Here is a 12,740-nt window from a genome sequence, read left to right as displayed (position 1 = left end):
ATCGCCACCGTGCCGAACCGGGGCTCGCCGCCGGCGATCCTGTTGCGCGAGGGCTATCGGGAGGGCGGCACGGTCAAGAACCGCACCCTGGCCAACCTCACCAAGTGGTCGGCGCAGAAAGTCGACCTCCTCCGCCGGCTGCTGCGAGACGAACCGCTCGCGCCCGTCGACGCGCTCTTTGAGGTGGTCGCCTCCGCGCACCACGGCCACGTGCAGGCCGTGCGCACCACGATGCAGCGCGTGGGCTTCGACACGCTCATCGCCGCGCGCCCCTCCCGCGAGCGAGCGCTCGTCGTGGCGATGGTCGCCAGCCGGATCCTCGAACCCGACAGCAAGCTGGCCACGACGCGATGGTGGCACACCACGACGCTGCCCGCGGACCTCGGCGTCAGCGACGCCGACGAGGACGCGCTCTACGAAGCGATGGATTGGCTGCTCGCGCGGCACGACCGCATCGAGCAGAAGCTGGCCGCGCGCCACCTCCGGCCCGGCGGGTTCGTCCTCTACGACCTGACGTCGAGCTACTTCGAGGGCACCACCTGCCCGCTGGCCGCCTTCGGCCACAACCGCGATGGCAAGCGGGGGAAGCTCCAGGTCAACTACGGGCTGCTCACGGATGCCCGGGGCTGCCCGGTGGCGGTGTCCGTGTTCAAGGGCAACACGGGTGATCCGCCAACGCTGCTGCCGGAGGTCGAGCGGGTCCGCGAGCGGTTTGGGATCGAGCAATTCGTGGTGGTGGGCGACCGCGGGATGATCTCGCAGACGCAGATCACCGCGTTGAAGGCCCTCGCGGGCGTGGACTGGATCACGGCCCTCAAGACCGGCGCGATTCGCGCCCTGGTGGCCGAGGGCCACGTGCAGCTCGGGCTCTTCGATGAGCGCAACCTCTTCGAGCTGAGCCACCCCGACTTTCCCGGCGAACGGCTGGTGGCCTGCCGGAATCCCGGGTTGGCCAAGCTCCGGGCGCACAAGCGGCAGGCGTTGCTGGCCGCGACCGGCACGGAGCTCGAGAAGGTGCGCGGCATGGTCGCGCGGGGCAGGCTCCGGGGGCGTGACGCGATCGGCGTGCGGGTCGGCAAGGTCGTCAACAAGTACAAGGTCGCCAAGCACGTCCAGCTTGAGATCCAGGACGACCGCTTCGACTTCCAGATCGACGAGGCACGGGTCGCCGCGGAAGCGGCGCTGGACGGCCTCTACATGATTCGGACCAGCGTACCGTCCGAGCGTCTCGACGCCGCGGATGCGGTGCGCCACTACAAGCGGCTGAGCGACGTGGAACGCGCCTTCCGCTCGCTGAAGACGATCGACCTCAAGGTGCGGCCTATCCGTCACCGACTCGAGCCGCGGGTGCGCGCCCATATCTTCCTCTGCATGCTGGCCTACTACGTCGAGTGGCATATGCGGGAAGCGTGGCGCCCGCTGCTGTTCAGCGACGAAGATCTCGCGGCCAAGCAGACCCGCGATCCGGTGGCCCCAGCCACACGCTCGCCGGCGGCCCTGCGGAAAGTCCACCGGAAGGTCCTGGACGACGGGACGCCCGTCCACAGTTTCTCGACGCTGCTGAAGGAGCTCAGCCGCATTGTCCGGAACGTCTGCCGCCAGCGCAGCGCGGGACCCGAGGCGCCGACCTTTGAGATCGTCACCACGCCAAGCCCCACCCAGCAACGCGCCTACGACCTGCTCAAGACGATCACGGTGTAGACAGAACCCTGCAGGCCGTCTGTGAGCTATCTCCACGAATCAACGACCAATCTCGCTAAGGTGACGCAGGAACTTCAGATTAGGCGAAGCGGGGCATCACCTTCTCTGCGAAGAGCTTGAGCGAGCGCCGGACTTTGTCGTGGGCGAGGCCGCCGCGTGAGAACGCGCCCATCATGAAGTCGATGCCGAGCGCCTCCTGGTGCTGGCGGATCTTGTCGGCGACCTCTTCCGGGTCGCCGGCGATGGCGGCCTGGTCGAGCGCCTTGTCTTCGCTCAGCGAGAGTAGGTTCTCGCGCACGCGGCGGTAGAACTTGTACTGCTCCGGCGGGACGCCCGTCTCGTCCGCGATGAGCCCCGCCTGCGTCTGGAAGAACCAGCGGATCGGCTCGCGCAGGTCCTCGCGCGCCTGCTTCGACGTCTCCGCCACGTGAATGATCTTGTTGAGGCAGATGTCCGCGCCCGCATCGGTGCCCTGTGCCTCCCGCCAGGCCTGGCGGTACGCGTCGTAGTTCTTGCGCAGGATGTCGAAGGGCGTGAAGGCGGGGGAGGTCAGGATCTTGAGCCCGCGCTTGGCGGCCAGCGTGTACGTGTCGGGGGAGACGGCGGCGGTCCAGAGCGGCGGGTGGGGCTTCTGGACGGGCTTCGGGAGCACGCAGAGATCGCGCACCTGGTAGAACTCGCCCTCGAACGTGCAGCGCTCCTCCGTCCACGCGCGGCGGATCACCTCCAGAATCTCGTCGAAGCGCTCGCGCGTCTTCTCCATCGAGATCCCGAGCCCGCGGAACTCGGCGGGCTGGTAGCCGCGCCCGATGCCGAAGTCGAGCCGGCCTCCGGAAAGGATGTCCACCATCGCCCACTCTTCCGCGATACGCACCGGGTGGGCGAAGGGCGCGACGACCACGGCGGTGCCGATGCGCACGCGGCGGGTCTCGCGCGCCAGCGCCGCCGCCAGCACGGCCAGCGACGGCGCAATGCCGTATGAGGAGAAGTGGTGCTCGGCGAGCCACACCGTGTGAAAGCCGAGCTCCTCGGCCAAGCGGCACTCGTCGAGCGTGTTGGCGAAGACCTGCGCATGGGTCTGCCCCTCGCGGAGGGACAAAAGGTTCTGGGTCGAAAATCGCATAGAGACGCCTCCCACGCGGCACCCTAAACCGGGGAGCGAGCCAAGTCAAACGCGCGGGTGGCTAGCGAACGCTGAGCCCGCTGTCTTCCGAGAACTCGACGAGGAGCGCCCGGCCGGGCGCGATGTCCACCTCTTCCTTGAGCTGCCACCGCCGGCCCGAGCCTTCCGGCGCGCCTTCGGGCTGCCGGTCGGCCAGCGTCACCTCGACGAGCCGGCGCCCCGGCGGCACCGCCAGCTCCTCGTAGCCGAAGGTCGGGCCGTCGTGGCGCAGGCCGCCGGGGCGATAGTGGTGGACGAGAAGCACCCGCCCATTCACGGCCACCGTGAGCTGGGTGTCCACGCGGCGGCCCGTCTGAGCGCGCTCCGGGCTGGTCGGGCGCATGTGCCGCGGGAGCTTGTCGATCTCCTCCTGCGAGCGCGCGGGACCGGCGTGCTCGAATGCCGCCACATGCTTGAAGGCGATGCGCACCACGGCCGCGCCGGGGTCCGAGCCCGTCCAGGGGAAGGCCGAAAAGGCGCCGAGCCCCAGCGAGACCGCCGTGAGCAGCAATGCGAAGCCTGCGAGCCTGACGACGGACGGACGGCGGCTTTCGAGGACGGGCGCGCTCATCGCGGCAGCTCCTGCTGGAAGGCGCGCACGTCGTTGACGAAGCGCGCCGTCTCCACCGGCGAGTACCAGCGCACGCGCAGCCGATCCGCGGGCAAGTCCTTGGCCGCCGGCAGTCGCGCGCCGCTGAGCCGCTCGGCCAGCCAGAGGCTGCCCTCCCGGTACGGACAGTCTTCGGGGACGCAGCCCGCCACGAAGACGCCGCCCGCGCCGGCCTCGAGCGACTTCGCGATCATGTCCGGGTGCAGCGTCCCCACGCAGGGCAGGCCCATGAGGGCCACGCCCGGCAATTCCGGGAGCGAGCCGTCGGGTCCGAGACGGTCGGCGAACCGGCGCATCAGCCTGCACGCGTAGACCAGCACGGGCGCGTCCGCGCCCGGCGCGGCGACGGCCTTGAGCCGCGCCGTGACGGCGGTGCCGAGCAGGCTCACCGGCTGGTCGCCGAGTAGGATCCCCGCCGAGTCGCAGGCGCCGACGCAGATGCCGCAACCGACGCACTTGGCCGGGTTGACGACGGCCGTCTGCTTGTAGCGGGTGCCGTCGTGGCGCGGCACCATGACGATGGCCTCGTAGGGGCAGTCCTTCCAGCAGCGCGTGCAGCCGGTGCACGCGATGTTCTCGACCCGTGCGCGCGCCGGCGGTACGCCCCTGAGCACCCACGGCAAGACCAAGAGCACGGCGCCCACGCCCAGCGTCAGCGCCCAGCCCCAGCGCGGGTCGAGATCGGTCAGCGGGAAGTAGAAGAAATAGAACCAGTCGATGGCGACGACGCCGGGCAGCCGGCTGAGATCGGCGGGCGGGCCCGAGAGCGCGGGGCGCACGATGCTCGCGATGAGGAGCGCGGCGCCCGTGACCCAGAGGACGACCCGGGGCGGCATGAAGCGCGCGCGGCTGAGCCGCATGACGTGCAGCCAGTACATCGCGCCGAGCAGCAACGGGATCGTGATGTGGATGAACAGGATCAGGAAGAAGAGGAAGTTCTGGATGCGCGAGGAGTCGAGGAAGGTGCGCACCAGCGGCTCGCCGAAGACCGGCAGCACGTCGAGGAGCTTCGCCCCGGTCAGCGAGAGGACCTGCGCCTGCACGTCCCAGACGAGCCAGTAGCCCGTCGCGCTCGTGATCCAGACGAGCGCCAGGAGCCCGAGCCCCGACACCCAGCCGATCCAGCGCGCCCCCCAGAAGCGATCGTTGAGGAACATCTTGCACGCGTGGAGGACGGCCGCCAGGATGGCCGCGTCGGACGAGTAGCGATGGAGCGAGCGCGTGAGCGAGCCGATCCCCCACGGCTGGGCCATGATGCCTTCGATCGAGCGGTGCGCGGCGTCCACGCCCACCCGGTAGAAGAGGAAGAGGTAGATCCCGGTGAAGAGAGCGACGGCCAGCGAGAACATCGCGATCGTGCCCGTGTGGTAGAGCGGGTTGAGCGGCGGAGAGACGAGCCGGTCGAGCGCTACTTCGGCCCACTGCCACGCGGTGCCCACGCGCAGGAGCCAGCGCCGGTGGACGGGCTCGCGCGGGCGGGCGGGTGTCGGGAAGATGGCGAACGGCAGCGCCGCCGCCGGCACCGGCGCGAGCCCCAGCGGCGTCGCGCGCCCGTCCGGCTTGGCCGGCGCGTTGCCGGCCTCGTGGGCGTGGGGCTCGTACACGACGCTACCCGCGCTCAGCTGAGAGGCGCGCAAGGTCGGCGGCCTGCCGGTCCTCCGGATGCGCGAGCCCCCGGTACGTGAAGGCGAGGCGGCCTCGGCGGTCGACGATCAACACGAGGTTCTCGTGGGCGATCTCGCCGGCGGGCAGCGGCGCGTACTGGACACCGTAGGCGCTGAGCGTGTCCTTCACCGATGCCGGCGCCCCGCTCAAGAGGTGCCAGCGGGAGCCGAGCTCCCATCGCACCGCCGCGCCCGCGAGCGACGCCGGTGTGTCCCGCTGGGGATCGAGGCTGATCGCGATGAACGCGACGTCAGGGGCGCTCCGCGCCTCGAGGGCCTTGAGCCGGGCGATGAGGAGCGGGCAGGAGGCGTGGCAGTCCGCATACACGAAGGTTACCACCACGGGGCGACCGCGAAGCGCGGCGAGAGAGACGGGCCGGCCGCGATGGTCGGTGAGCGCGAACTCGGGCGCGGGACGGCCCTGGCGGAGCGGGCTCATGAGCTCGGCCGGTGTCGGCGCGGCGCCCGATGCCGAGATCTCGCCCGTGACCAGCAAAGATGCCGCCAGCGCTACGAAGACCGCCGGAGCCGTCACGGCCACGACCCTGCCGCCGCGCCGCGCGAGGAAGGCCCGCAGCTCGTCCGCGTAGAAAGCCCAGACCACGACGGCGAAGAGCGGCGGCTGCAGCAGCGTCAGGATGAGCGCGTCGAGCCGGTAGCGGCGCGTGTCGGCATTCCAGCCGAAGCAGGCGGTCAGGAGCGTGTCGGCCCACGGGGCTAACCCAGGTCCAAAGAGCAGGAAGGCGACCGTCGCCGCCCCGAGACCGAAGATGGCCACCATCAGCGTCGGGGCGAAGAGGGGACCGGTGAGAAGGCGTTTCACCACGCGCGCACCCAGGCGTCCGCGACCACGCCCACGAAGAGCAGCAGGAGGAAGAGGTTCGAGGCGTGGAAGTTCGCCATGGCGAGCTTTCGGTCCTGCGGCGCGTCCACGAGCAGGAAGTTGCGACGCAGCAGGTTAGTCCCGCCGGGCACGACGCCGACGAGCACGTAGGTCCAGCCCGCGAGTCCGAGGATGAAGGGCAGCACGCTCGCCACGAGGAGAGCGACGGTGTTGAAGAGGATGCTGCACGCCGCGTGCGCCTCGCCTTTGACCGCGGGCAGCATCGGGATCCGCGCTCCCGCGTACTCCTGCTTGTAGGCGATCGCGAGCGACCAGAAGTGCGACGGGCTCCAGAAGAAGAGCACCGTGGCGAAGAGCACGGGCGGCAGGCACAGCTCCGGCCGCGCCAGGGCGCCGCCGGCCATGACCGCGAAGGAGCCCGCGAGGCCGCCGATGACCACGTTGAGCCACGAGCGCCGCTTGAGCCAGATCGTGTACACGACGACGTAGGTGAAGGCGCCCAGGAAGAGGTGCAGCGCCACCAGGCGGTTGAGCCGCCAGAGGGCGACGCTGACCGCGAGGGCGACCATGCCGAGCCCGAGCGCCACCACGTTCCACCCGCGGATGCGGCCGGAGGGCAGTGGGCGCTTCGCCGTGCGCGGCATGAGCGCGTCGAGGTCGCGGTCGAGGAAGTGGTTCAGCGCGCCCGCGCCGCCCGCGGCCATCACGGTGACGACGAAGAGCAGGCCGAGCGAAGCGGGCGACAGCCCGCCCGGCGCTGTGCCGACGTAGCCGAGCACGGCCGCCATCCCGATGAAGGTTCCGACGCGGAGCTTGAGCGATTCGACGTAGGCGGCGATCATGGCGCGCCCTCCCGCCGGCGCAAGAGCGGCAGGCCCATGTTGATCACGAAGGCGAGCCCGCCCGCGATGGCCAGCACCGATCCCAGCCCCATGAGGTTCAGCCCGATCAGCGCCTGGGCGTTGGCCCAGGTGAAGCCGAAGGTCTTGCGCGGCGCCCCGTGGCCGCCGGCCCAGTGCATGCCGGCCATGATGCCGAGGAGGCCCACGCCGTACAGCCACGGCTGCCAGCGCATCCAGCGCTGCCGCCAGGGCTGCCGGCCGCAGATCTCGAGGAGGAGCGGCGTCAGCCCCATGTAGGCGAGCGTGACGGCGCCGACCATGCCGTGGTAGTGCGCCGGCACGCGGGTGTCCTGGGTGAAGCCGATCAGCCCCATGATCCCGCCGATCGCGAAGAGCGCGAAGGACACGGTCATGCCGGAGAAGAGCGGGCTCGACCAGGGCAGCGGGCGCTTCGCTCGGAAGGCGGCGGAGGCCGCCATCAGCAGCACCGGCACCGCCGCCGCGCCGAGGCCGCCGAATGTGAGCAGCGTGATCCACCGGTTGATCAGGAGCGTCTCGGGCCGCTCCACGACGTAGGCGGCCCCCGCGGCAATCATGAAAGGCAGGAGCGCCCAGAGCAGCGCGCGCAGGACGCGCCGCGCCGGCAGCACGACGGCGACGGAGAGCGCGATGGACACGAACCACGCCGCGGCCATGCCCGCCACGTGCAGGAACTGCAGAATGTGCCCGCCGCCCCAGGCGAAGGCGCGGAGCCGGTAGCCGAAGGGCACCGAGGGGTCGAGCCTGAGCAGCGCGATCCCGAAGGCGGCCGTGGCGATGACGGTCGCCGCCGCGCCCACGGCCATGGCCAGTGCCTCGGGTGAGTCGTCCGCGGCGCGGGCGCCGCCCCTTCTCAAGAGCACCGGCAGTGACGCGGCGAGATAGGCGCCTGCCTGGAGGCTCATCCCGATCCCAAGGAGCACCAGCCCCGCCCAGAAGAACGGGTGGTCGATGATCGGCAGATAGTCGTTGAGGTAGGGCTTGCCCGAGGCCGAGAGCGCCGGTACGGCGAGACCCGCCGACCCCGCGACGGCGAGCCAGAGCGCCGACCACGAGGCCCACCAGGAGAGGCGGTAGTTGGCGCGCCACGCCGCGTAGATCCACAGCGCGCCGGCGAAGGTGACGAACCAGACCGTGAAGGCGAAGGTCACGTGCGAAGTCAGCGAGAGATGGAAGAGCTCTGCCGTCGGCAGGATCTGGACGGCCGGCGTCCGCGCGAAGGCCGCCAGCATCGCGAAGAAGCCCGCGACGACGAGGGAAGCCAGCGCGAGGCCCAGCCAGCCGACGAGCAGGCGCCGGGTGTCTGCGGGAACGAGCGCCGCCGGGGCGGGGCGCACGACGGCGGGTCTCGTCGGCGCGGCGTCCGTGCCACGGAGGAGGATTGCCGGACCGCTTCCTAGCACCGGCATGATCGCCTCGGGAGTCACGGCGCGCCTCACTTCACCAGCCAGATGTCCGCCAGCCACTTCCAGTTCAGGAAGTAATAGATGATGAATGACGCCAGGAAGACGAAGACCAGCACGAGCGTGCCGGAGATCGGCACGTGCTGCCCCTTGTCCTGGGGCAGGGCCGCCAGCGGCACCGCGCCCGGCGTGTCGGGCACGCGCCGGCCGAAGAGCACCGTGCCCACGGTGAGCACGACGTAGAGCGCCCCGCCCGCCAGGGCGAAGAGCCCGCCCACGCCCATGATGCCGAGGAACAGGAACGCCGCGGCCTCGACGGGCGGCTGGAACTGGGAGGTCGCGAACTGCACGTCCCAGTGGCGGCGCGGGATCGCGTAGGAGCCCGCCGTGGTCATGCCACCGATGAAGATCGTCATGCCGATGGCGAAGAGGTAGATCTGCAGCGTCGCGAGCTTCTGCGAGATGACGTAGCGGCGGAAGATCAGCGGCAGGACGTAGTACGTCAGCGCCATGAAGGCGATCGTCGTGCCGGCGACCACGGTCGCGTGGAAGTGGCCCGTGATCCTGAGCGTGTTGTGGGAGATGATGTTGATCTGCTCCGCCCCGAAGGTGACGCCGGTGATCCCGCCGATGAAGCCGAAGAGGACGAGCGACAGCGCCATCCCGGCGAAGCCCGGATTGCCCCAGGGCGCTTTCGCCAGCCATTCGAAGAGCCCCTTGGTCAGCCCCTTGCGCCGCTGCGCCACCTCGATCGACGCGGGCACCGTCATGCCGTGGATCATGCTGGCGAGCACGGCCAGGTACATGCCGTAGCTCGTGTTCCAGATCTTCCACGCCGGGGACAGCTGCGGATCCACCAGCAGGTGGTGGGCCGAGGCGAGGTTGATGAAGAGGATGTAGAGCACGAAGGCCGAGCGGCAGACCTTTTCATTGACCGGCGTGGCGCCCACCGTGAGCGTGGCGAGGAGATACCAGATGGTGACCATGGTGGCAACGTTGATCTGCTGGGAGGCGTGCCCCAGCCCCCACCACACGAGGCGGTAGATGCCCGGGTCGATATAGCTGATGATGCCGAGCGACCAGAGCCAGGTCGGGATGTAGATGATGGCGCCGTGGGCCAGCGTGAAGACGGCGATGATGGCGGCCGTGGCCGCGCCGAAGGTGACGAGCGGGATCGAGCCCTCGTACGTCCGCTCGGCGCGCGCGACCACGAGGGTCGCGAAGAAGTTGCACACGCCGATCAGCGCGCCCACCGCGAAGAGGATCCACCCGAGGTAGAAGTACGACACGGCCTGGAGCGGGGCGTAGGAGGTCATCATCACGTCCGCCCGGCCGGCGAGGATCGCGGTGTTGATCAGGAGCGAGCCCGCCACCATGAGGCCGAAGCCCGCCCAGCCGAGGCGGGGCCAGGCGAGGCGGCAGCTGAGCACGATGGGGCCCGCGAAGTAGAGGACGGCGATCTCGAAGAAGATGATCCAGAAGATCAGCATGTTGATGCCGTGGAAGGTCAGCGCCCGGTAGAAGCTCGTGGGGTCGAGCAGGTGCACGGCCGGCCATCGCGTCAGCAGCACGAGGACGGCCGCGATCCCGCCGAACAGGATCGCGAAGACGCCGGCCACAGCGTGGACCTTGATGAGGCGCTCGGCCTGGTTGTGGATCTTGAGGCCCGTCTGCGCGCAGGTTCTGAAGACGGCTTCCATAATGTTCGCCTCCTTTAGATGCTCGCCTCGGACGGCGGGGCCCCAGCCCCGCGACGTCCTGCAGCTCGCACCGCTAGATGCTCGCCTCGGACGGCGGGGCCCCGGCCCCGCGACGTCCTGCAGCTCGCACCGCAGTTACTCCACAGTTATCTTGCCGACCATCTGGTGGTGGCCGATCCCGCAGAATTCGTTGCAGACGACGAAGACCTCGCCCGTGGTGGTCGGCGTGATGGTCAGCACGTACTCGTAGCCGGGCAGGACCATGAAGTTGAGATTGAGGGGAAAGAGCGAGAAGCCGTGGACCAGGTCCATCGAGGACAGGTGCAGGCGGTAGGTCTGGCCCTTCTTGAGCTTGAGCGCCGGGTACCACTGCCACAGGCGCCCCAGCATGTAGACCTCCTTTTGCGGGTCGGGGGCGATCACAGGCAGGCCCTTGTCCTCGGCGACCTTGGGCCCGGCCTCGACGAAGGCCTCGACCTTCTTCAGGAAGGCGTCGGGGGTCGTGCGGAACGTGTTGAACGACGGGTTCTGCCCGCCCTTGAGATGCCAGAGCGGCATCATGGCGAACAGGATCAGGCACCAGACGAGCGCGATGCCGACCCAGACCTTTTCGCTGCTGTCGACCTTCTTCCACCAGATTCCGGTGAGCGGCTGGAGACTCATGGCGCCCCCCTACTTTCCAACGGGGATGCTCGCGATCTCGAGCAGTCCCCAGATCGTGTAGAAGATCACGGGGACCGTGATACCGAGCACCAGCAGAAGGAAGATGTTGTCGAAGAACGCCTGCGCCAGCGGCGTCTTCTCACCCGGGCGCTGCTCCTTGTCGGCCATGGCCTGCCCTCCCATGCGGAATCGTTTGAGGCCAGTTCGAACCTGGGCCGAGGGTAGGGCGCGGCCGCGTTTGGCGCGTATGACCTAGGTCATACGGCGCAAGAACCTCAGATCGGCGGCCCCGTATGATTTAGCTCATAGCGGGCCTCTTGGATTGCCCGTATAAAGGGGACCAGGGAGCCCCGGCGGCGAATCGTCGCCGGCACCGACTTCCGGACTGAGGCAACGCAAGAGGAGAGAGCGTATGGCGCCGCGATCGATCGTGACAGGTTTCCTGGGCATGGTGGCAGTTGTCATGGGCGTGGGGGTGCTTCTGGTGTCGGCGCAGGACGCTTCCTCGCAGGGCCGGACTCCCGCCAAGCCGGCGGCGGCCGCCACGGCACAGGCGGGAGCGCCCATCGAGGCAGTGCTGACCAGCGCGCCGGACGTGCCGCCGCCGATAACCCGGCGTGATCCGGCCAAGGTGGTCGTCCACCTGGAAGTCCGCGAGGTGAACCTGCCCATCTCGGACGGCGTCGAGTACACCTTCTGGACGTTTGGGGGCCAGGTGCCCGGCAAGTTCATCCGGGTGCGCCAGGGCGACACCGTCGAGTTCCATCTGCAGAACCATCCGGACAGCAAGATGCCGCACAACATCGACCTGCACGCCGTGACGGGGCCCGGGGGCGGCGCCACCAGCACCTTCACGGCTCCCGGCCACGAATCGCAGTTCACCTTCAAGGCGCTCAACCCGGGCCTGTACGTGTACCACTGCGCCACGGCCCCGGTCGGCATGCACGTCGCCAACGGCATGTACGGCCTGATCCTGGTCGAGCCGCCCCAGGGCCTGTCGAAGGTCGACCGCGAGTTCTACATCATGCAGGGCGACTTCTACACCGTCGGCGCGTACCGGGAAAAGGGCGCCCAGCCCTTCGACATGCAGAAGGCCATCGACGAGCGGGCGACCTACGTGCTCTTCAACGGCTCGGAGGGCGCCCTGGTGGGCGACAAGGCGCTCAAGGCCAAGGTCGGCGAGCGCATCCGGATGTTCGTGGGCAACGGCGGACCGAACCTCGTGAGCAGCTTCCACGTCATCGGCGAGATCTTCGATCGCGTCTACACCGAGGGCGGCTCCCGCTATCAGGAGAACGTGCAGACGACGCTGATCCCGGCGGGCGGCTCCGCCATCGTGGAGTTCAAGGTCGAGGTGCCGGGAACCTACATCATCGTGGACCACTCCATCTTCCGGACCTTCAACAAGGGCGCGCTCGGCATGCTCAAGGTCGACGGCCCCGAGAACAAGCTCGTGTACTCCGGCAAGGAGGTCGACGTGGAGTACCTCAGCGAAAAGGCCGGGCCCCAGTCGGGCGCCATCGCGTCCGCCGCCAGCGCGCTCGAGAAGGGCACCCTCGACATCAAGACGCAGATCGCGGCGGGAGAGATGCTCTTCAAGGGCACCTGCTCGGTCTGTCACCAGCCTCACGGCAACGGGCTCCCGAACGTGTTCCCTCCGCTGGCGAAGTCCGACTACCTGATGGCGAACAAGCAGCGGTCGATCGAGGTCGTGCTCAAGGGGCTCAGCGGCCCGGTCACGGTCAACGGCAAGCAGTTCAACTCGGTCATGCCGCCGATGAGCCAGCTCCGGGATGACGAGGTCGCCCACATCCTGACGTACGTGCGCAACGCCTGGGGCAACCAGGGGGACCAGGTGACCGCCGCCGAAGTGACGGCGACTCGCGCCAAGATCAAGCTGCCCCCGGGGGCGGCCCGCTGACCCGGATTATGCGTGAACACATGCGCCACCCTCACCCCGACCCTCTCCCTCGGAGAGGGAGAGGGAGCCGTTTCGATCCCCTCGCCCCCGGGAGCGGCCCGCTAAGCCGGATTATGCGTGAACACATGCGCCACCCTCACCCCGACCCTCTCCCTCGGAGAGGGAGAGGGAGCCGTTTCGATCCCCTCGCC

Annotated in this window: 11 protein-coding genes; 2 read left to right on the top strand and 9 right to left on the bottom strand. The window is 69.2% G+C overall.

The features are described from left to right. Positions 1-1,701 carry an IS1634 family transposase gene (locus Q7W02_06565; GenBank protein MDO8475850.1) on the top strand — a complete coding sequence of 567 codons (1,701 nt, stop codon included), beginning with the start codon at positions 1-3 and terminating at the stop codon, positions 1,699-1,701. Between the two features lie 79 nt (positions 1,702-1,780). Here the strand turns inward: Q7W02_06565 and Q7W02_06560 are convergent, their stop codons facing one another. The 9 genes from Q7W02_06560 to Q7W02_06520 all read right to left on the bottom strand — a co-directional run bounded on the left by Q7W02_06560 (position 1,781) and on the right by Q7W02_06520 (position 10,796). Continuing rightward, positions 1,781-2,824 (bottom strand): LLM class flavin-dependent oxidoreductase, encoded by a 1,044-nt coding sequence (locus Q7W02_06560; protein ID MDO8475849.1) that lies wholly within the window; start codon positions 2,822-2,824, stop codon positions 1,781-1,783. A 61-nt stretch (positions 2,825-2,885) separates the two neighbouring features. Further along, the gene (locus tag Q7W02_06555) at positions 2,886-3,434 is read right to left on the bottom strand and encodes a hypothetical protein (protein ID MDO8475848.1); all 549 of its coding nucleotides are present in this window, start codon (positions 3,432-3,434) and stop codon (positions 2,886-2,888) included. Then, the gene (locus tag Q7W02_06550; GenBank protein ID MDO8475847.1) at positions 3,431-5,077 is read right to left on the bottom strand and encodes a hydrogenase iron-sulfur subunit; all 1,647 of its coding nucleotides are present in this window, start codon (positions 5,075-5,077) and stop codon (positions 3,431-3,433) included. The genes Q7W02_06555 and Q7W02_06550 overlap by 4 nt, the downstream gene beginning before the upstream one ends. A 4-nt stretch (positions 5,078-5,081) precedes the next feature. Further along, the gene (locus Q7W02_06545) at positions 5,082-5,960 is read right to left on the bottom strand and encodes an SCO family protein (protein MDO8475846.1); all 879 of its coding nucleotides are present in this window, start codon (positions 5,958-5,960) and stop codon (positions 5,082-5,084) included. Then, entirely contained in the window at positions 5,957-6,823 is an 867-nt protein-coding gene (cyoE, locus tag Q7W02_06540) for a heme o synthase (protein ID MDO8475845.1), read from the bottom strand. Before cyoE ends, Q7W02_06545 begins: the two co-directional genes overlap by 4 nt. Then, positions 6,820-8,289 carry a cbb3-type cytochrome c oxidase subunit I gene (locus Q7W02_06535; GenBank protein ID MDO8475844.1) on the bottom strand — a complete coding sequence of 490 codons (1,470 nt, stop codon included), beginning with the start codon at positions 8,287-8,289 and terminating at the stop codon, positions 6,820-6,822. The genes cyoE and Q7W02_06535 overlap by 4 nt, the downstream gene beginning before the upstream one ends. 8 nt (positions 8,290-8,297) lie before the next feature. Beyond that, on the bottom strand, positions 8,298-9,965 hold the full coding sequence (locus Q7W02_06530; GenBank protein ID MDO8475843.1) for a cbb3-type cytochrome c oxidase subunit I: 1,668 nt from the start codon (positions 9,963-9,965) through the stop codon (positions 8,298-8,300). Positions 9,966-10,100: 135 nt separating this feature from the next. Then, on the bottom strand, positions 10,101-10,628 hold the full coding sequence (locus tag Q7W02_06525) for a cytochrome C oxidase subunit II (protein ID MDO8475842.1): 528 nt from the start codon (positions 10,626-10,628) through the stop codon (positions 10,101-10,103). A 9-nt stretch (positions 10,629-10,637) separates the two neighbouring features. Beyond that, positions 10,638-10,796, bottom strand: a complete 159-nt coding sequence (locus tag Q7W02_06520; protein MDO8475841.1) for a hypothetical protein — start codon at positions 10,794-10,796, stop codon at positions 10,638-10,640. 244 nt (positions 10,797-11,040) lie between these two features. Here Q7W02_06520 and nirK point away from each other — a divergent pair, with 244 nt between their 5' ends. Continuing rightward, positions 11,041-12,549 carry a copper-containing nitrite reductase gene (gene nirK / locus Q7W02_06515; protein ID MDO8475840.1) on the top strand — a complete coding sequence of 503 codons (1,509 nt, stop codon included), beginning with the start codon at positions 11,041-11,043 and terminating at the stop codon, positions 12,547-12,549. Positions 12,550-12,740: the final 191 nt, after the last annotated feature.

This window comes from Candidatus Rokuibacteriota bacterium (assembly GCA_030647435.1).
Classification (GTDB): domain Bacteria; phylum Methylomirabilota; class Methylomirabilia; order Rokubacteriales; family CSP1-6; genus AR37.
The sequence above is the reverse complement of the archived record's forward strand: the minus strand, read 5'-3'. Positions and strand labels throughout refer to the sequence as shown.